This is a genomic window from Cupriavidus sp. DL-D2 (genome assembly GCF_039710735.1).
Taxonomy (GTDB): Bacteria; Pseudomonadota; Gammaproteobacteria; order Burkholderiales; family Burkholderiaceae; genus Cupriavidus.
Genome location: NZ_JBDKXK010000011.1, coordinates 94,561 through 112,084 on the forward strand (window position 1 = coordinate 94,561; position 17,524 = coordinate 112,084).

The window sequence follows — 17,524 nt, forward strand, 5'->3', positions numbered from 1 at the left end:
CAGGCACGATTCATCGAGCGCGCTTGAGGCGGGTCGCCAGCCTACGCGAACGGCCGCTCATGGCCCGATCTCTGCCCTCCGCCCACCCTGTCCAGCGGTTGCGGCTTTCAGAGGCAACTGCCGACCCTTTATAGGCCATCGGCTGAGTTCCGCGCAGATGAACGTATGCACGCGATTATTGGACGCTCGGCAACACCGGTGATTGCCTGAGGGGCATTCAGTCATAGCGTCGCTGAGCGAGCTGCCGGCTCAGACCGCCTTTGCGAGGGGTTCTTCTGTTTGCCGAATTGCCATCAGCATGACGATGGCCCCTACGCCGAGAGCCGATGATAGCCAAAGCGCCTTTGCGCCGAATGCGTCGAGGCAAATGCCAAACAGCCACGGTGCCAATGCCTGTGCAACGCGTGCGGGGACCATCAAGACGCCTTGACGATGGCCGTAATCGTTTGGCCCGAAGATGACCAACGGTAGCGTTCCCTTTGCGATGGTTAGGATGCCGTTGCCGGCACCATGCAATACACCGAACAATGCCGCTGCGGGAGCGCCTGCCACGCCAAATGCCATTGCTCCGATGGGGTGCAGTGCGGCTGCAATGCGAGCGGAAAGCAGCGGATGAACCTTTCTGAGGAAGCCGAACTCGAGGATTCGCGCCCCCACTTGAGCAGGGCCGATCAAAGCGCCTACCGTCACGGCCGTTGCGACGGTTGCACCGCCAGCCTGCAGGAGGCGCGGCAAATGGGCCGCCATCGCTGTGCTGATGAACCAGGTCGCCGCGAACACAAAGGCCAACGCATACGAGGCGAGCCGTTGGGAGTCGCTCTCCGCCACATTCGAGGGCTCGCGCTTCACCGGAGCAACCTTGTCTTGCTTGGCATCTTGGGACACAAGGCCGCGCGGCACGCTCGCATTCAGGAGCAAACCGAGTGTCAGATGCAATCCCGCCCACGCGAGACACGCACCGCGCCATCCAATGTGTGCCTCCATGAATGTCGACAGCGGCCAGCCGACCGTGCTGGCGAAGCCGGAGATGAGCGTGATGCCGGTAATCGCGCCCCGAGAGCGGTGGCCGTACAGGGCCACAAGCGTCGCGAATGCGGCCTCATATAGCCCTGCGCCCATTCCAATACCCAGGACCAGCCAGGCAGCAAAGAGTCCAACTGGGCCTTGGGCGAAACCAAGACCCGCCAGACCCAAGGCAAATATGATGCTGGTGGCTACCAGTATCGAGCGGCCGCCAGTCCGATCGATCATTCTGCCTGCAGACGGCCCGATCAGGGCCGACACGACAAGCGCAGCGCTGAAGGCCGCAAATACCGTAGGGGTGGATACGCCGAGGTCCTTCGCCATCGGCGTCGCCAGCATCGCCGGCAGGTAGTACGTCGAACCCCACGCCAAGGTCTGGGCAATGCCCAGCCTGGCGATCACGCCGCCGCTTGGCTCCATGGCCATCCCGTTCTTCGTTATTCGACTTCGCCGCTGTCGGTATCGCTGACCTGCGCGTCTTGCTCATGGCTCATCGCCGCTGCTGCGAGCGTGGTTGCCGTGGCCGGTGCTGCTTCCTTGCGCTCACTGTAGCGATCCGTCAGGTAGTCGCTGCGATCGCGTACGAGAAGCGTGAACTTGAAAAGCTCCTCCATGACGTCCACCACACGGTCATAGTAAGAGGAAGGCTTCATGCGGCCATTCGCCTCGAACTCCTGGTACGCCTTGGCGACCGACGACTGGTTGGGGATCGTCACCATGCGCATCCAGCGACCCAACACGCGCAGTGCGTTGACCGCATTGAAGGACTGCGAGCCACCACAGACTTGCATGACTGCGAGTGTGCGCCCCTGAGTGGGACGAATGCCGCCCATTTCCAGCGGCAGCCAGTCGATCTGATTCTTGAAGACCGCCGTCAGCGTGCCGTGACGCTCCGGGCTGCACCAGACCTGGCCTTCCGACCATTCTGAGAGCTTTCGCAGCTCGACCACCTTTGGGTGGTCGGCAGGGACGCTGTCGCACATTGGCAGGCCATGTGGGTCAAACACACGGGTCTCCGCACCGAAGTGCTGCAGGATCCGTTCAGCTTCCTGGACGAGCAGGCGGCTGTACGAAGTTTCGCGCAACGAACCATAGAGCAACAGGATGCGCGGCGGGTGGGTACTGATGCGTGCCGGCTCCAGTTTGTACAGGTCCGGCGTGTCGAGAACCGCTGGGACGATGTTGGGCATTTCCATCGTCATTGCACTCTCCGACCTTGGCCGTCGATCACGACCTCGCCGTCTTCCTTGGTGAAAGAACCTCGCTGTGGCGAGGGCAGGATGTCGAGCACGACCTCCGAAGGTCGGCACAACCGCACACCAAGCTCGGTGACGACAAAGGGCCGGTTGATCAGGATCGGATGGGCGAGCATCGCGTCGAGCAACTGGTCATCCGTCTGCGCAGGATCGGACAGACCCAGTTCCGCGTACGGCGTGCCCTTTTCGCGGATAGCCTGGCGCACCGTGAGTCCGGCATCACGGATCATCTGTTGCAGTGTCTGCCGGTCCGGCGGTGTGTTCAAATACTCGATGACATTTGGCTCGATGCCCGCGTTGCGGATCATGGCCAAGGTGTTACGTGATGTACCGCACGCGGGGTTATGGTAGATCGTTACCGACATTCCAGTTCCTTAATGGCCCTTGGCCTCATACCACGACTGCGACCGGTTGACGATGCCGACAACCAGCAGCATGACCGGCACTTCGATGAGAACGCCTACCACTGTCGCCAGTGCAGCCCCCGACTGGAAGCCAAAGAGGCTGATTGCGGTCGCGACGGCAAGTTCGAAGAAATTACTGGCGCCGATCAGACTGGACGGGCCCGCCACGCAATGGGCGACGCCGAGCTTGCGGTTCAGCAGGTAGGCGAGTCCAGAGTTGAAGAAGACCTGAATCAGGATCGGTACCGCGAGCAGCGCGATTACCAGTGGCTGATCGATGATGGCCTTGCCCTGAAATGCAAACAGGAGAACAAGCGTAAGGAGCAGCGCGGTGATGGAATACGGCCCGAGTCGGTGCACGACACGCTGGAAGTAGGCCACGCCGCGGCTTAGGAGCATCTTGCGCAGCAGTTGCGAGATGATGACCGGCACAATGATGTACAAGGCCACTGACGTGAGCAGAGTGTCCCATGGCACTGTGATGGACGACAGGCCCAGCAGCAGTGCTACCACCGGCGCGAAGGCGACCACCATGATGGCGTCGTTCAGAGCGACCTGGGACAGCGTGAAGTACGGATCGCCCTTGCAGAGCTGACTCCAGACAAACACCATGGCGGTGCAAGGAGCGGCGGCCAGAAGGATAAGACCGGCCACGTAGCTATCAAGCTGGTCGGCAGGCAATAGCGGCGCGAAAAGGTGACGCACAAAAATCCAACCGAGCAGCGCCATCGAGAATGGCTTGACTGCCCAATTGATGAACAGGGTCACGCCGATGCCTCGCCAATGCGATTTCACCTGGCCCAGTGCGCCGAAATCGATCTTGATCAGCATGGGGATGATCATCACCCAGATCAGAATGCCCACTGGCAGGTTGACCTGCGCGTATTCCATCCGCCCAATCGCCTGGAAGACTTCAGGAAGGATCTGCCCGAGTGCGATACCGGCGACAATGCACAGCGCGACCCAAACGGTCAGATAGCGCTCGAAAAAGCTGATCGCCGGCTTGGCCACGGCTTGGCCGGTCGCTGCTACGTTTTGGCTACTCATATTCAGCTCCCTGCCAGGCGCTGCAGGGTCTCCTGCAACTCTGCGTTGTTCATGTCATCGATCGGGAGCAGCAGCAATTGCAGCATCCTGTAGGCGATGGCCTGTCGGGTCAGCTCGAATGCCTGACGCTTCTTCTCGTCGCCGCCTTCCGTGTTCGACGGATCTGGGTAGCCCCAGTGCACCTTCACCGGGCTACCTGGCCAGTACGGGCACTCTTCTTCGGCCGCGTTGTCGCAGACCGTGATCACGACGCGCATGTGGGGCGCATTCTCGCCGACGAATTCATCCCAGTTCTTGCTGCGGAAGCCGCCAACATCGACGCCGGCGTTTTCAAGCGCCTCGATGGCGAACGGGTTGATTCGTCCGCTCGGGGAGCTTCCGGCGCTGTAGGCATGCACATCGCGGCCAAATTGCTTGGCCAGATGGTTGAGCATGCCCTCGCTCAGAACGCTACGGGCGGAATTGTGGGTACAGAGGATCAGTACGTTGGTAGTCATGGGGGCTGCAACAACAAGTAATTTGGGGAGCGTTTCAGCGCGTGCCGATGTCCCGGATCGCCTTCTGAAGCGCGACCGCGTCAAGCTTCGGCAGAGGCAGCGACAGGAACAGTTCAATACGGCGCTTGAGTGAAATGGCGGCTTCGTTGATGGCCTGCTGCTTCTGGGCTTCGGTACCTTCGCAGGCGGCCGGATCGGGTACGCCCCAATGCGCTGTCATCGGCTGACCTGGCCACACGGGGCAGATCTCTCCCGCGGCCTTGTCGCAGACCGTGAAGACGAAATCGAGTTGAGGCGCACCGTCCTGTGAAAATTCGTCCCAGCTCTTGCTGCGAAAACCCGTGGTGTCCATGCCGTGGCGCGCCAGTGCTGCCAGCGCGAGCGGATTCACCGCACCGGTGGGATGGCTGCCCGCTGAGTACGCGCGGAAGCGCCCCTTGCCCAAATGGTTCATCAGCCCTTCCGACAATATCGAACGCGCAGAATTGCCGGTGCAGATGAACAGCACGTTGTAGATTTTCTCGCTCATGAGGCACCCTTAGCAGCAGGACGGCGTGGAGTTGACCGCAATACCGACTGGCTTTCCCCTGGGCGCGCAGCACGCTGAATCCGATTTGGCGTCTTCGATCTTTCTGGATTCGCCGTACACGGGCACATTGCCAAGCGTATGGAAGTGCTCCCACGCGATGCCTTGCGGATCGGTGACCCAGTACTTGTCGCTTCGCGCATAGCAGCAGGTGGTCTCGCCTTCGTCTAGCAGCGCCATATCGGCCGCTTCGGCTCGCGCCTTCAACTCCGCCAGCTCGCCTGCGTCATCGGTCTGGAACCCGAGGTGGTCTACCCCGGTTTCGGCACCGCGTGCCGAAATGGCGAAGTTCACGCGAGGGTCCTCAAGCATCCACTTCGCGTAGTCCTCTTTCACCAAAGTGGGTTCGGCTGCGAAGAGTGCCGAGTAGAAACGAATGCTCGCAGACAGGTCCGCGACGCTGACGTGAACGTGGAAGCGCTTCATGATTGGGCCTCGGTGGCGACGGAACAGTTGGACACAGGAGAGCACGGATTGCCGCCGCAGCAGTTCTCCGTGAGGTAACCCAGCAATGCGTTCATGGTCTCGAAGCGAGCCATGTAAATGATCGAGCGACCGTCCTGGCGGCTGGAAAGCAAGCCGGCGCGGTGCAATTCCTTCAGGTGGAACGATAGCGATGACGCTGGCATTTCCATCAATTCGGCAATTCGACCGGCGGCAAGCCCCTCGGGCCCGGCTTCTACCAGTAGCCGGAACACCGACAGGCGTATCGAATGGGCAAGCGCGGCAAGCGCTTCAAGGGCGTGGTCCGTTTTCATGATTCGACTATATTCGAATTATGAAAACTTGCAAAGTGAATTTTGTATGACGACGGGCGAGGAAGCCTGCACTGGAGAGTGCGAATTGCCGGCAGACGAGCTGCAAGCTCGCCACCCGGAGTTTTTTGCCGAGTGATCTGCAATGCTGGAAGACCTGCCGGTATAGCCGCCGACCTAGTGCGTGGAACGCTCGTGAGGACGCAGGTTGTGCGTCGCGGCTATGGACCGCTCAATAAGCGTGTAGGCGGCATTCAAATGTGAGCTATCCCCGGACTGGGCGGCCAATAGCTCAAGTGCGCGCAGCAGGGGATCAGCGACGTCTGTGTTCCGTTGGCTCAACGCCAGTGCGTACGCGGCATAGACGGCTTCCGCCAATGGAAGGGAAGACAAGTCAGTCATTGTGCACTTCCAGTGCCGGGCGATGATGTATTGGCGCCCAATCAGGGTGGTCCTATTCACACTATCGACCTTGCTACAGGGGGAAGGTCAAGCGGCTTATGCATCTCGCCGGCCGGGCGGCCGGGTTCCGCGCGAGAACTTCGTGCTTGACCTGTCGCTCGCTCGTAGCTCAACACGGCAAATATGTCGCTCGGTCCCAACGTGACGTCTAGTTGCAGATGGCACATCCGTTCCTACTTTTCCGCATTCATCGTCAGCGCGGCAATGAGCCCGGCCTTGACCAGCAAGTCCTCTGGCACTACCTCGTAGGCGGTCCCACCAACGTCGACGGTGCGACATTCGGAGTCGCCGCAAACCGAACAGCAGGGGCTGCTGCCTACCGAGGCATTGACCCATTCCTCCATCGGTTTTCCCGCAATCCAGATCCGATTGGATTCAGACGGATTGGCCTTGAAGGTGGCGTCATCAATCTCTCGAGTCTCCAATACTGGCTCGATGCCCAGCGGCATCAACTGCTCGCGCAGTTGCCGGTAGGCCCGCTCAACCTCATCTCCGGTGCCAGCGCATCGTGGGCAAGTTTCCCCACCGGAAACGAGGCGCTGCCAAACGATAGGAAGTGTCTTCACGGTGTTACCTCACAGAAGATGGATCGGGCTCGCGGTTTGGCTCGCGAGCGACCAGATGCTCCAGGCCCTTGACTCCGACTGGGGACTCGGAGAGCCACGGTATTAGGGCGCAGCTTTGCGCCAGCTCGTCGACGACGCGGCGAATGAAAGGCACCTCGTAAGCGCCGCGCTGGCACAGCACGGGGTGCGTCGTCCCACTCGCCAGGAGCGATTGGTTGATGACCCACGCGTAAGGCTTGATACCAGCTCGGGCCAGGTCCTTGGCAAGACGCTCCGCCTCGTGAACGGGCGTGGCCTCCGGCAAGGTAACAATAAGCACTCGCGTATAGCCAGGGTCGCGCAGCCTGGGCAACAACTGCCGCACAGCCTCAGGCATATCCCCTTGCGTGCGCATCACTTCCCGGTGGTAGGCCTCCGCCGCATCGAGCAACAGGATCGTGTGGCCTGTGGGGGCCGTGTCCAACACCACGAATCCGTCCTTGCCTTCGTCGACGGTGCGGGCAAAGGCTCGGAATACGGCAATTTCCTCGGTGCATGGCGAACGCAGGTCCTCTTCCAGCATCGCGCGCCCAGCGGCGTCGAGTTGCTGGCCAGCCTTGGAGAGCACCTCCTCCGTGTACCGTCGCACTTCCTCCGCTGGGTCGATTCGGGCGATCGTCAGGCCAGGAAGCTCGCCTTCAATGGTGGCGGCAATATGCGCAGCCGGGTCAGTCGTTGAAAGCACGACCCGATGGCCCTTCTTCGCAAGTGCCACGGCAACTGCTGCAGCGACAGTGGTCTTGCCCACGCCGCCTTTGCCCATCGTCATGATGACGCCATGGCCGGCCGACGCCATGCGCTCGACCAGACCGCTCAAGCCAGGTGGCAAGCTGGTTTCGGGCATCTCGTGACTGGTCGGCAATGCCACAGTCTCGGGATGGGCCATTTCGCGTAGCGCGTCCAATCCGACGGTGCCACGCGGCAGGAAGGGGATACGCGCCTGCGGCAACCCGGCCAATTCGGCCGGGATGTTTGCCAATGCTTCGTCCGCCAACTGCGCCATGGCCGTCGCCGTTGGGTCGCCGGAGCCGGCGTCCGTGAACAGGCCATTGATGACCAGGGCCTGGTTACGTATCCCAAGATCCGCCAGTTCGGCACCCGTGCGATTGGCTTCCCTCAAGGATGCGGTATCGGCACGGGCAACCAGGATGACCGTGGTCTCGTCTGCATTGGAAAGACGATCGACGGTTGCCGCGTATAGCGCCTTCTGTTTTTCCAGCCCGGCCAGCGGACCGAGGCAGGAGGCGCCGCCAGTGGATGAGGAAATGAACTCGTCCCATGCCGAGGGCATTGTCAGCAGACGCAGGGTGTGTCCGGTGGGAGCCGTGTCGAAGATGACATGGTCAAAGTCGGCCGTACCGGACGAGTCGCCAAGGAGTTTCGAGAACTCGTCGAACGCAGCAATCTCGACGGTGCACGCGCCGGAGAACTGCTCCTCCATGCTTTGGATTGCAGCAGCCGGCAATATGCCTCGGTAAGGGGCCACCATCCGCTCCCGGTAGGCGTGTGCCGCCGCTTCCGGGTCGATGTTCAGCGCGTGCAGGCCAGGCGCCCCGGGGATCGCCGTTGGCAGTTGACTCAGGCCTACGCCCAGCACCTCGTCCAGGTTAGACGCAGGGTCCGTGCTAACGATGAGCACCGAACGCCCGGCTTCGGCCAAGGCCAGCCCGGTGGCACAGGATAGCGAGGTCTTACCGACCCCGCCTTTCCCGGTGAAGAACAGATAGCGGGTACGTGTAGAAGGCAAGGTCATGGCGTCCCCGCTTCAACAGCAGCCGGAGCCGGGTGTGCAGCTACCCGCCTTGACCCGCGGCTTCTCGGCCGTTGCCGGCGCAAGATTGAGCTTCTGCGCCAGGTGTTGGCGCGAGGGGTACATGCCGGTGGATACAATATGGCCATCGATTGCAATGATGGGCAGACGATCCATGCCACCCTCCATTTCCTTGACCACAGAGGGGTTGGCCACGAATGCTTGAGGCTCCTGCCCCAGGTTGTACCGGGTCACAGTGACACCTTGTTCTTCGACCCATTTGAGGTCGGCCGCGAATTGCGCCAGGATCGGATCTATATCCACGCCACAGACCCCCGTCGAGCAACACATGGCAGGGTCAAACACTTCCAGCTTTTTCATGATGACTTCCTTTCAAAAAGTCGGCCCTCGGGCTCGCTGACAGCAATCGGTGAACGGTGTGCGGTGTTCAGGGAGACGGGAAGGAATCGCTCCGGCGTTCCCATAATTCCATGTTTCCAATATTATCAAAATAAAGAGATTGCATGCGCTGTTTTCCTTGCGCTAGATCAGACTACCCACTGTTTGTTTGATGTGCTCTATGGCGTACAAACATCGTGACCATCGGCGCCGCTTTATTTTGCTATGCAACTTGCAGTGGGGCTGTCATTGCCCTAGAAATTAGTTACACAATTCCAGAATTATCAAGATCTAGTCGCGTGATCCCTCGGGGAGCGCGGCCGCCCGGCAAATCGCCCTCTAAAGCCCCGCGACCACGATGTACCTCAGGCCACCCAGCTCGGTCCGAGATCGCATTTGGAAGGAGGGCGACATGTCAATTTCGCGCAGGCAGTTTCTGAAGGCTGCTGGCGGTTCCGCGGCCGGCGTAAGCATCTCGGGTACGGTGGTGAGTCCGGCCGGTGCTGCCGCGCCACCAGCGGACGTAGGTCGCACGACCTTGCCATTCAAGCCTAAGGTGATCGCACGGGCTGGCCAGCTTCGGCCCAACACACCGGTCACCTTTACGTACCCTGATGCCTCATCGCCATGCGCGGTAATCAAGACGGGTGCGCCGGTTCCAGGTGGCGTTGGCCCCGACCGTGACATTGTTGCCTACAGCACGCTCTGTACGCACATGGGTTGCCCGGTCGCCTATGACTCCACGGCGCGCACATTCCGATGCCCCTGTCATTTCAGCATCTTTGACCCCGAGAAGTCCGGGCAGATGGTATCCGGCCAGGCCACCGAGAATCTTCCGAGAATCCAGCTCGAGTACAGCGCCGCAGATGGCAGCGTGAAAGCCATTGGCGTCGACGGGTTGATCTACGGCCGTCAAGCCAACCTGCTGTAAGGGGGCACTGCCATGGCAACGAACAAGGATCGGGTGACATTGCCGCCCGTGAGCGCGCAGCGGACCAACCTGACATGCCACTTCTGCATTGTCGGATGTGGGTATCACGTCTACAAGTGGCCGGAAAATAGCGAAGGCGGCCGAGCGCCGGGCGAGAACGCACTCGGCCTGGATTTTCGCAAGCAGCTTCCACCGCTGACTGTGATCATGACACCTGCCATGCAGAACACGATCGTCGATCGCGATGGCCGGCGCCAGAACATCATGATCGTGCCTGACAAGCAGTGCTCGGTGAACAAGGGGCTCTCGTCCACGCGCGGTGGTCAACTGGCCAAGGTAATGTTCACGCCGGATGGCGTGGGCCGTGCGCGACTGCGCAGCCCGCGCGTCTATGTTTCCGACCAGTGGGTGGACACCAGTTGGGACGATGCCCTTGCACTCTATGCCGGCCTGACCAAGAAGATCCTCGATCGGGACGGCCCCGCCGCACTGGCGTTTGACTGCTTCGATCACGGTGGCGCTGGCGGTGGCTTCGAGAACACCTGGGGCACAGGCAAGCTGATGTTCACGGCGCTGAAAACGCCGCTGGTGCGCATCCATAACCGCCCGGCCTACAACTCCGAATGCCACGCCACGCGCGAGATGGGAATTGGGGAGCTGAACAACAGTTACGAGGACGCGGAACTAGCCGATGTGATCATGGCGATTGGCTGCAACTCATACGAGACGCAGACCAACTATTTCCTCGCCCACTGGCTGCCGAACCTGCAGGGCCAGACGATGGACAAGCGCAAGCAGCGCTTCCCCGGCGAGACCATGGCCGCCGCCAAGGTGATATTCGTCGACCCGCGCCGCACGACAACGATCGCGGTAGCGGAGCAGGCCGCCGGCAAGGAAAACGTCTTGCACCTGGATATCGAGCCCGGTACCGATATCGCGCTATTCAATGGGCTGCTTACCTATGTGGTGGATCAGGGCTGGCACGACAAGGAGTTTATTGCCACCTACACCAAGGGGTTCGACGCCGCGCTGCGCGCCAACAAGCTGCCGCTGGATGAATGCAGTCGCATCACTGGCGTGCCTGCCGACAAGCTGCGCCGCGTGGCAGAGTGGGCGTACAAGCCGAAGGCCTCTGGCCATCGCCCTCATACGATGCATGCCTATGAGAAAGGCATTATCTGGGGCAATGACAACTACCTGATTCAGTCCGCACTCGTGGACCTGGTGCTGGCCACGCACAATGTTGGCCGACGTGGCACGGGCGTCGTACGCATGGGTGGGCACCAGGAGGGTTACGCCAGGCCGCCATACCCCGGCAACACCAAGATCTATGTCGATCAGGAGATCATTCACGGCAAGGGCTTGATGTACACGGCATGGGGCGCGAATCCGTTCCAGACTACGCTCAACGCTCAAGAGCATCGTGCCGTCATTCTTCATCGGTCGGGAATCGTCCGGGAGGCCATGTCCCGCCAACGCGGTGCGTCGATGCAACAGATGGTGGATGCCATCTACGACGCCGTGAAAAGCAAGGGCGGCCTCTTCCTTGTCAACATCAACCTCTACCCGACCACCCTGGCGGACGGGGCTCACCTGATGCTGCCCGCTGCCCACCCCGGCGAAATGAACCTCACGTCAATGAATGGTGAGCGCCGGATGCGGCTGTCCGATCGGTTCATGGATCCGCCGGGCACGGCGCGGCCGGATTGCCTGATCGCCGCAGCCATCGCCAATACCCTCAAGCGCACGTACGAGGCGGAAGGCAAGCAGGACATGGCGGCACGCTTCAGCGGCTTCGACTGGAAGACTGAGGAGGATGCTTTCAATGACGGATTCCGCCAGGCTGGGCAGCCCGGCGCAGCACCGATTGATAGCCAGGGTGGCAAGACGGGCAACCTCGTTACCTTTGAGCGCCTGCGCGCCATGGGCAACAACGGCGTTCAACTGCCGGTTCAGGCGTATCGCGATGGCAAGCTAGTCGGCACCGAGATGCTCTACACCGACGGCAAGTTCGATACCGCCGACGGCAAGGCAGAGTTCAAGCCAGCAACCTGGCCCGGCCTGCCGAAGCCCGTAGCAGACCAGAAGGCCAAGTACCATTTCTGGATCAACAACGGCCGCGTCAACGAAGTCTGGCAAACGATGTACCACGACCAGTTCAACGAATTCGTGCGCGCCAGGGTGCCGATGGCCTATCTCGAAATCAACCCCGAGGATGCACGTGCGCTCGGCATCAGCTCCGGCGACGTGGTCGAGGTCTACAACGATTATGGCTCGACCTACGCGCTGGCCTATCTCGAGCCAGACATCAAGCGAAATCAGACCTTCATGCAGTTCGGCCACTACAACGGTGTCATGGGCAACGTGACCACACCGTGGACGGATCGCAATGTCGTGCCTTACTACAAGGGTACTTGGGCAGATCTTCGCCGAATCGGCAGCAGCGAAGATTTCAAGGAGACTGTCAGCTTCAAGAGACGTCGCTTTGAGTCGGCCTAGGCGCGCATCACACTGCACGCCGGCGTTCGCGCCGGCGTCGACGGGCCACCAGCCTCAGGCGGTGGCCTTCGTCATGCAAGTCGCAGATGCTGGACATAGAGCGGCGAACTGCGCGCTGGATTGCAGTGCTGCGGGCGCAGCGTTTCTCTCGACGATCCTGTACCCAAGATTGAGAAAGTAGTCCGCTGCGGAGGTCGTCAACAGGTAGAGTCGTCGTACACCGATCGTCCCGGCATCTCGTTCTATGAGGTCCACCAGGACGCGGCCGAACTGATTGTGGCGGGCATCCTTCGCAACGGCGACTGATCGGAGCAGTCCATCCGTCCCATAGGGCTCTAACCCAGCACAGGCCAAGAGGCTTCCGTCCTGTACAGCCACGAAGAAGCGGCTGGAGTTTTCTGCAGCTACGTCCTCGACAAGGAGGTCTTCTTCGGCCAGCAGCGCACGGATGGACGCGAAGTCGTCGGGGCGAGCAAGTCGAAAGGTCGGAGTCGACATAGGTTGCCTTCAGTACCGACCCGCCCGATGCTGATCGGAAGACTCAATGAAATTGGCGCAGCCGCCGCGCGCTTGCCGTGGCTCTTGTTGCGGAATTTCCGTCAGCATTGGCATGAGGTAGCGCTGGCTTCCAGGCAGGGATGCCCCTGGCAGCAGTTGGCCGTCAGGAAGCCGAGCAGCTCGTTCATATGGGCGAACTCTGCCCGATAGATCAGATTGCGACCCTCACGCTGCTGCGTCACCAGGCGCGCGTGCATCAGTTCCTTCAAGTGGAACGACAGCGTGGCGCTCGGCACGTCAAGCTCCTCGGCGATGGCCCCCGGGGTCAAACCTCCCGGGCCAGCGACTACCAGCATCCGAAAGACTTGCAGGCGGATGTTGTGGGCTAGCGCCGCGAGGGAGCGGACAATGTCTTGCTCTTCCATATTTCCAAGCTATGCGAAAGAGAGGAGTAATACAAAGGAGTATGCGCCACATGGGCGACTCATGTTGCTCCTATCAGGCATAGCTGACCAGCCTTCCAGTGTTTTGCAAACGAGCTGAGCTTTCCGATGGTTTCGGCGCGAGCGTTGGCTGTGGGGTAGTAGCGTACGCCGGGTGGAATCTTCCCCTTGGGCACCATACTGAAAGATGCGAGCACGGCTTCACGCTCACCACTCTCAGTTGCGCGGATGATCGGGGCAGAGTAGTCAGGCCAGGCTTCCGATCGCCATTCTCCGACAGGCGGTTCGACGCCAAACACGTTCCGGAGCATTTGCCGTTGGACCGGCGCGTAGTTGACGCACATCATCACCCTCCATTCAATTTGCCGGACTTCCCCCGGCCGCGTACCACGTCGGCAGGGATGGGCGTTTCCATCTCCTCGCGCGTGATCGGCCGCATTAGCCACGCTTGCCGATATTCCTTCAGTTCGAAGTCGGCGCGCTCGAATCCCGTAAGGACCAAATCGTCTCCGGACATTCTCACGATCCGCGCGTCATACAAGATGCCAAGTTCGGCTGTGTCTTGGTGCTTGCTGTGGGTCATGATCGCATGCGGTATGACGCGGTGGGCGCGCGTATCCATCCGGTCCTCGATTACCACTTGGCCACGCCAAAGCAGCTGCCCGCCCCACCATCCTCGGTGTAGCCGGCGTCCTTCCAGGCAGAGTTTCATGACTTCAAACAGCATACTGTATAAATATACAGTGCTCATCGATCTTGCGGCAAGGCACATGCACGGTAAGTGGTGCGAGAGCTGTATCCCCCAAGTGTCGGGGTGACAATGAAGCACCTCGGACTCACAATCCCGTGTTCGTGACTTGACCCCACGAGGACTATGACGGCCCGCAATCAACTGCGGGTCATTTTTTTGGCTCATCGACATGCCCGGGTAACCAACAATGGCGGAGGTATCTGTGGGCCGCACGGGCTCGGAGCCTGACGCAAACAACGAGAGAAAAACTATGGACAAGCCTGCGGTCTATATTTCCCAGGAGACAATCAGCGATTCGCTGACAAAACAGGGAAATCCATCGATTTTTGAGGACAGCATTGTCAGCTTGCTCAATGGCGGCTACTCGGTTGGACTTGGCAATGCCGAAGCGCCGGTGCGAGTATTTACTGAGGCCGATGAATTTTCGGCGTGGTTCAACAACTTGCGCGTGGCCATCGAGACTGCGTGACTGTTTTTCGCGAGATCAGGGTCCACGCCTGAACGCGCCGTGCTCATGCACTCCACGACGCCTTACCTTGATCCAGTCCACCGAAGGCCCGGCTCGATAGGGGCTGCTGGCACGCTTGCAGACGATGCCTTCTAGATTGAGCGCCAGCGCGTTCGCGAAGAGCCAATCGGACTGATCAAGGACAGCCTGGACGTAGAGAAGGCCGGGCAGGGAAGCGAGTAGCGGGCGCAGCATGGCCTTACGCTCCTCGATCGGCAGCACTCGCACGTCCCGACCCCTGAACGCAAGGATGTCGAAGACGCAGTAGACAATCGGATCAGCGCCTTCATACCAGCACTTGCGCCTGGCCCGCCGATGCAGCCGCTCAAAGTCGGCGCGGCCGACGGCATCCAACACGCATACCTCACCATCGAGCACGGTGCTGGCGGGAAGGGCCCTGAGGCTTTGAAGCAGTTCTGGGAACCAGGGGGTGCAGTCCGCACCGTTCTTCGTTCGCACAGAAGGGACCGAGCCTGTTAAGGCCAAGGCTCGATAACCGTCGTACTTGACCTCGGCCCACCAGCCTTCGCCGCGTGGCAGCGACTTACGCAGGCTTGGAAGCATGGGCGCGAACGCGGCAAGATCCAACTGCGCCATAGCGCGCGGCATGGGACTTAGCCCTTAACGTCTCGCGGGTCATGGCCGAACGAGTTTCGCTCGCGGATCTGGCCGTCGCGGCCGTGAATCAGCAGCTCGACCTTGTCTTGCTTGGCGCGCTCGGTGCCAGCCAATATGGCTTCTTCCTGAGTGGCGAACATCGTCCGCTTGCCCCCTCCAGCCGCCTCAACCGCCCAGCCCTCGCCAGCCGGAACCACGTGAATATCGTTGGCCATGATGGTCTCCATTGTTGACCCTCTTCTAGTGTTCTCCTCGGGGCAACATTGGGGTATCAGGTAGGGTCCTACGGACGTTCTGCGAGCTCTTGGAGCATCGACCGATACCCTTCATGCGGATACATTAGCCAGTGCTCGGGCATGCACACGTCCTGCTTGTCGATCTCAGTGAAGGCAGCATGCCAGTCTGAACCAGCCGGAAATACCCAACCGGCAAGGCCGATGGCGCCAAATTGGTCATAAGTGATGTCGACAATGACGCCACTGGTTTCGAACCACGCGTGACTTTGCGTTCGCTTCAGAAGAGGGTGGTAAGACCCGCAAACGTAATGGCCGTCGCAATCCAACCTTTCTTTCAGAATTCTGCCAACTAACTCCGCCGCTTCGCCACAATTTCCGCGGGGGAAATCGCGGAAGCGGGAGCTTTGTCTAAGCGCTAAAAGGCCGGTTCGGCACGCCTGCGCGATGTTTTCGATGGCTAGTAGGTCGATCATTTGGTGGACCTAAAAAGAAAGAGCCCGCACTCGGCGGGCTCTTCTTTTGACTCATCGAGTCTGCTTGGCAAGATCATGAACGGTCGCGCGGACTTCGTCGGTAATCTCGTCGTCCGAGAGCCCGTCGAACCCGAGCGCACGCATCGCATCCTGCTCGTTCTGCTCTTCTACGCTGGGCGCATAGTTATCGAGCTCTTCGTCTTTGTACGAAGACATATAGGCACTCCTTCGCCAAAACCGCAGCGAGAATGATTTCCCGGCGGGGAGCTAGTGTAGCGGCAGGTTCTCGACGTGTGGGCGGCGGAGCACAAATTTAAAGGCGTGTGGCGCAAAAGCTACCGAATGTGATTTATAAAGCATAATTAACCTTATGTTCAATGTAAACAAAGCCGTTTAGCCGGCTAAATGGCGCGACACAAGCGCGACGATAGATATCTAGTAGCTACTAGATATCTATCAATTAAATTGCAAGGGGTCTTCGAATACTGTATATACGTACAGTATGCAGAGAGTTCGCGCGCACCATCCGCCTGATGTACCTACCCAGCAGATGTCGCTGTTGGGTGACGTGGAGCCTGTTCGCCCCATCGCCACGAACCTTGCCCTGCAGCCACCGGAACCAACAGAACCAAGCAGATGCTCCGGCAGGTTGAACCCCCTAACAGATCCAGGCGCGATCCACCCTTCTCTATGGCGAGCCAGCCAACTCGCCCGTCCCATTGGCAAAGTTGTGCCGAGCGGCATCGATGTTCTGGATGGGGAGTTGCCTGGCGGCGGCTGGGCAGAAGGATCAGTGGCCGAACTAATCGTCAAGCATTCGGGCATTGGCGAACTATCAATGCTTCGAGGAGCGCTGGACGCAGCGGCACAACGCAATCGCCCGATATGGTTGGTAGGGTGTCCATTTGCTCCAAACGGGCCCGAGCTTGCGCGCATTGGCGTGGGCAAGCACGTTCGATGGGTAAAGGCGGAATCTCCGGCCGACGCACAGTGGGCGTGCGAGACCATCTTGCGGTCGAATGCCCTCGGCGCGCTTGTGGCATGGTTGCCCCGGGTGCGGCCAGTAGGTATCCGGCGCTTGCAGGGCCTGACCGCGGCGACGGACGCATTGGTGTTCGCCATTCGTTCGGCATCGGCTGCGAACGACGCATCCGCATCCCCGCTTCGTATTGCGCTTGAGCCAGCGCCAGGAGGTTTCGTACGCGCGCAAATACTGAAGCGGCGGGGTCCGGCAGCTTCCAATACTCTGCTGTTGCCGCTTGGAAGCCTTGCACACTTGTTGGGCGTCAGCGGCGGTAATCGCAGACAAGTTCAACCTAGTCCAGAGACGAGTCAGGACAAGGACAGAGATAGCAAGAAGGTCGCGGGAATCGCCGAAGTGACCGGCGCTGGCACCTGAGTTGCGGGCAAACGCCATGCCGATAATTTCAGTTATCGGCATGGGGGGCTGTCGTGAAAAAGCCGCCTCGCGGGCGGCTCGGGGGAACAGACGTCTAACGCAGAGTCGCGTGCCCAAGGGCCGTTGCGATAGCCCCCCGTTCTTCGGAAGACTTAGCTTTCTTCAGCGCGGCGATCAATTCCGTTCTCGCTGCCTCGCCTCCAACCACGCCGAGTCCCGCTGCGGCGCCAGCACGGTCAGTGCCGTTTTTCCCGTTATGAAGTAGGTCGACCATTGCATCGATTGCGTCTTGCTTACTCGCCATTATTTGCGCCCTGATGTGAAGTTGGGAGCCTACTGTCGCACATGGGGCGGGACTACGCTATGGGCGCGAATACCACAAAG

General features: G+C 60.2%; 21 protein-coding genes. 3 read left to right on the forward strand and 18 right to left on the reverse strand.

Features of this window, described 5'->3' with window-relative positions; translation table 11 throughout:
- Window positions 1-249 precede the first annotated feature (249 nt).
- The 11 genes from ABDB81_RS08190 to arsD form a co-directional block, all read right to left on the reverse strand.
- Entirely contained in the window at window positions 250-1,443 is a 1,194-nt protein-coding gene (locus ABDB81_RS08190; RefSeq protein WP_137924353.1) for an MFS transporter, read from the reverse strand.
- A gap of 17 nt (window positions 1,444-1,460) precedes the next feature.
- Complete coding sequence (gene arsH, locus ABDB81_RS08195; protein ID WP_137924328.1) at window positions 1,461-2,225, reverse strand: arsenical resistance protein ArsH; 765 nt, start codon at window positions 2,223-2,225, stop codon at window positions 1,461-1,463.
- Window positions 2,222-2,644: an arsenate reductase (glutaredoxin) gene (gene arsC / locus ABDB81_RS08200; RefSeq protein WP_137924327.1), complete on the reverse strand. Its 423-nt coding sequence runs from the start codon at window positions 2,642-2,644 to the stop codon at window positions 2,222-2,224. The genes arsH and arsC overlap by 4 nt, the downstream gene beginning before the upstream one ends.
- 9 nt (window positions 2,645-2,653) lie before the next feature.
- Window positions 2,654-3,730 (reverse strand): ACR3 family arsenite efflux transporter, encoded by a 1,077-nt coding sequence (gene arsB / locus ABDB81_RS08205; RefSeq protein WP_137924326.1) that lies wholly within the window; start codon window positions 3,728-3,730, stop codon window positions 2,654-2,656.
- A 2-nt stretch (window positions 3,731-3,732) separates the two neighbouring features.
- Window positions 3,733-4,227: an arsenate reductase ArsC gene (locus tag ABDB81_RS08210; RefSeq protein ID WP_137924325.1), complete on the reverse strand. Its 495-nt coding sequence runs from the start codon at window positions 4,225-4,227 to the stop codon at window positions 3,733-3,735.
- A 34-nt stretch (window positions 4,228-4,261) separates the two neighbouring features.
- On the reverse strand, window positions 4,262-4,756 hold the full coding sequence (locus ABDB81_RS08215) for an arsenate reductase ArsC (protein WP_137924324.1): 495 nt from the start codon (window positions 4,754-4,756) through the stop codon (window positions 4,262-4,264).
- 9 nt (window positions 4,757-4,765) lie between these two features.
- Complete coding sequence (locus ABDB81_RS08220; RefSeq protein ID WP_137924323.1) at window positions 4,766-5,239, reverse strand: ArsI/CadI family heavy metal resistance metalloenzyme; 474 nt, start codon at window positions 5,237-5,239, stop codon at window positions 4,766-4,768.
- Window positions 5,236-5,571 (reverse strand): metalloregulator ArsR/SmtB family transcription factor, encoded by a 336-nt coding sequence (locus ABDB81_RS08225; RefSeq protein ID WP_137924322.1) that lies wholly within the window; start codon window positions 5,569-5,571, stop codon window positions 5,236-5,238. Before ABDB81_RS08225 ends, ABDB81_RS08220 begins: the two co-directional genes overlap by 4 nt.
- 632 nt (window positions 5,572-6,203) lie before the next feature.
- The gene (locus ABDB81_RS08230) at window positions 6,204-6,596 is read right to left on the reverse strand and encodes a DUF2703 domain-containing protein (protein WP_137924321.1); all 393 of its coding nucleotides are present in this window, start codon (window positions 6,594-6,596) and stop codon (window positions 6,204-6,206) included.
- Window positions 6,597-6,600: 4 nt separating this feature from the next.
- Window positions 6,601-8,388, reverse strand: a complete 1,788-nt coding sequence (arsA, locus tag ABDB81_RS08235) for an arsenical pump-driving ATPase (protein ID WP_137924320.1) — start codon at window positions 8,386-8,388, stop codon at window positions 6,601-6,603.
- Between the two features lie 12 nt (window positions 8,389-8,400).
- Window positions 8,401-8,766, reverse strand: coding sequence for an arsenite efflux transporter metallochaperone ArsD (gene arsD, locus ABDB81_RS08240; RefSeq protein ID WP_137924319.1), 366 nt, complete (start codon window positions 8,764-8,766; stop codon window positions 8,401-8,403).
- Between the two features lie 430 nt (window positions 8,767-9,196).
- On the opposite strand from arsD, the gene ABDB81_RS08245 reads away from it, so the two are divergent.
- Both ABDB81_RS08245 and ABDB81_RS08250 read left to right on the forward strand, forming a co-directional pair.
- Window positions 9,197-9,715: an arsenate reductase (azurin) small subunit gene (locus ABDB81_RS08245; RefSeq protein ID WP_137924318.1), complete on the forward strand. Its 519-nt coding sequence runs from the start codon at window positions 9,197-9,199 to the stop codon at window positions 9,713-9,715.
- A 12-nt stretch (window positions 9,716-9,727) separates the two neighbouring features.
- A complete protein-coding gene (locus tag ABDB81_RS08250; RefSeq protein ID WP_137924317.1) occupies window positions 9,728-12,214 on the forward strand; it encodes an arsenate reductase (azurin) large subunit in 2,487 nt (828 codons plus the stop codon).
- A 54-nt stretch (window positions 12,215-12,268) separates the two neighbouring features.
- Here ABDB81_RS08250 and arsN2 read toward each other — a convergent pair whose 3' ends face one another.
- The 3 genes from arsN2 to ABDB81_RS08265 all read right to left on the reverse strand — a co-directional run bounded on the left by arsN2 (window position 12,269) and on the right by ABDB81_RS08265 (window position 13,777).
- The gene (gene arsN2 / locus ABDB81_RS08255) at window positions 12,269-12,712 is read right to left on the reverse strand and encodes an arsenic resistance N-acetyltransferase ArsN2 (protein ID WP_137924316.1); all 444 of its coding nucleotides are present in this window, start codon (window positions 12,710-12,712) and stop codon (window positions 12,269-12,271) included.
- Between the two features lie 101 nt (window positions 12,713-12,813).
- Window positions 12,814-13,137 (reverse strand): metalloregulator ArsR/SmtB family transcription factor, encoded by a 324-nt coding sequence (locus ABDB81_RS08260; RefSeq protein WP_137924315.1) that lies wholly within the window; start codon window positions 13,135-13,137, stop codon window positions 12,814-12,816.
- A 364-nt stretch (window positions 13,138-13,501) separates the two neighbouring features.
- Window positions 13,502-13,777: a hypothetical protein gene (locus ABDB81_RS08265; RefSeq protein ID WP_137924314.1), complete on the reverse strand. Its 276-nt coding sequence runs from the start codon at window positions 13,775-13,777 to the stop codon at window positions 13,502-13,504.
- A 379-nt stretch (window positions 13,778-14,156) separates the two neighbouring features.
- Between ABDB81_RS08265 and ABDB81_RS08270 the strand changes: the two genes are divergently transcribed.
- Window positions 14,157-14,375 (forward strand): hypothetical protein, encoded by a 219-nt coding sequence (locus ABDB81_RS08270; RefSeq protein WP_137924313.1) that lies wholly within the window; start codon window positions 14,157-14,159, stop codon window positions 14,373-14,375.
- Between the two features lie 15 nt (window positions 14,376-14,390).
- On the opposite strand, the gene ABDB81_RS08275 is transcribed toward ABDB81_RS08270, so the two are convergent.
- The 4 genes from ABDB81_RS08275 to ABDB81_RS08290 all read right to left on the reverse strand — a co-directional run bounded on the left by ABDB81_RS08275 (window position 14,391) and on the right by ABDB81_RS08290 (window position 15,957).
- Window positions 14,391-15,023 carry an RNA ligase family protein gene (locus tag ABDB81_RS08275; protein WP_237380979.1) on the reverse strand — a complete coding sequence of 211 codons (633 nt, stop codon included), beginning with the start codon at window positions 15,021-15,023 and terminating at the stop codon, window positions 14,391-14,393.
- A gap of 5 nt (window positions 15,024-15,028) precedes the next feature.
- Entirely contained in the window at window positions 15,029-15,250 is a 222-nt protein-coding gene (locus tag ABDB81_RS08280) for a DUF2188 domain-containing protein (protein WP_137924352.1), read from the reverse strand.
- Between the two features lie 65 nt (window positions 15,251-15,315).
- A complete protein-coding gene (locus tag ABDB81_RS08285) occupies window positions 15,316-15,741 on the reverse strand; it encodes a hypothetical protein (protein ID WP_137924311.1) in 426 nt (141 codons plus the stop codon).
- A gap of 51 nt (window positions 15,742-15,792) precedes the next feature.
- Window positions 15,793-15,957 (reverse strand): hypothetical protein, encoded by a 165-nt coding sequence (locus tag ABDB81_RS08290; RefSeq protein WP_160475171.1) that lies wholly within the window; start codon window positions 15,955-15,957, stop codon window positions 15,793-15,795.
- Window positions 15,958-17,524 lie beyond the last annotated feature (1,567 nt).

Excerpts from the sequence above, each read along its gene's own strand:
- ABDB81_RS08190 (WP_137924353.1), bottom strand. The coding sequence starts at position 1,443 with ATGGAGCCAAGCGGCGGCGTGATCGCCAGGCTGGGCATTGCCCAGACC.
- arsH (WP_137924328.1), bottom strand. The coding sequence starts at position 2,225 with ATGACGATGGAAATGCCCAACATCGTCCCAGCGGTTCTCGACACGCCG.
- arsC (WP_137924327.1), bottom strand. The coding sequence starts at position 2,644 with ATGTCGGTAACGATCTACCATAACCCCGCGTGCGGTACATCACGTAAC.
- arsB (WP_137924326.1), bottom strand. The coding sequence starts at position 3,730 with ATGAGTAGCCAAAACGTAGCAGCGACCGGCCAAGCCGTGGCCAAGCCG.
- ABDB81_RS08210 (WP_137924325.1), bottom strand. The coding sequence starts at position 4,227 with ATGACTACCAACGTACTGATCCTCTGTACCCACAATTCCGCCCGTAGC.
- ABDB81_RS08215 (WP_137924324.1), bottom strand. The coding sequence starts at position 4,756 with ATGAGCGAGAAAATCTACAACGTGCTGTTCATCTGCACCGGCAATTCT.
- ABDB81_RS08220 (WP_137924323.1), bottom strand. The coding sequence starts at position 5,239 with ATGAAGCGCTTCCACGTTCACGTCAGCGTCGCGGACCTGTCTGCGAGC.
- ABDB81_RS08225 (WP_137924322.1), bottom strand. The coding sequence starts at position 5,571 with ATGAAAACGGACCACGCCCTTGAAGCGCTTGCCGCGCTTGCCCATTCG.
- arsA (WP_137924320.1), bottom strand. The coding sequence starts at position 8,388 with ATGACCTTGCCTTCTACACGTACCCGCTATCTGTTCTTCACCGGGAAA.
- arsD (WP_137924319.1), bottom strand. The coding sequence starts at position 8,766 with ATGAAAAAGCTGGAAGTGTTTGACCCTGCCATGTGTTGCTCGACGGGG.
- ABDB81_RS08245 (WP_137924318.1), top strand. The coding sequence starts at position 9,197 with ATGTCAATTTCGCGCAGGCAGTTTCTGAAGGCTGCTGGCGGTTCCGCG.
- ABDB81_RS08250 (WP_137924317.1), top strand. The coding sequence starts at position 9,728 with ATGGCAACGAACAAGGATCGGGTGACATTGCCGCCCGTGAGCGCGCAG.
- arsN2 (WP_137924316.1), bottom strand. The coding sequence starts at position 12,712 with ATGTCGACTCCGACCTTTCGACTTGCTCGCCCCGACGACTTCGCGTCC.
- ABDB81_RS08260 (WP_137924315.1), bottom strand. The coding sequence starts at position 13,137 with ATGGAAGAGCAAGACATTGTCCGCTCCCTCGCGGCGCTAGCCCACAAC.
- ABDB81_RS08265 (WP_137924314.1), bottom strand. The coding sequence starts at position 13,777 with ATGGATACGCGCGCCCACCGCGTCATACCGCATGCGATCATGACCCAC.
- ABDB81_RS08270 (WP_137924313.1), top strand. The coding sequence starts at position 14,157 with ATGGACAAGCCTGCGGTCTATATTTCCCAGGAGACAATCAGCGATTCG.
- ABDB81_RS08275 (WP_237380979.1), bottom strand. The coding sequence starts at position 15,023 with ATGCCGCGCGCTATGGCGCAGTTGGATCTTGCCGCGTTCGCGCCCATG.
- ABDB81_RS08285 (WP_137924311.1), bottom strand. The coding sequence starts at position 15,741 with ATGATCGACCTACTAGCCATCGAAAACATCGCGCAGGCGTGCCGAACC.
- ABDB81_RS08290 (WP_160475171.1), bottom strand. The coding sequence starts at position 15,957 with ATGTCTTCGTACAAAGACGAAGAGCTCGATAACTATGCGCCCAGCGTA.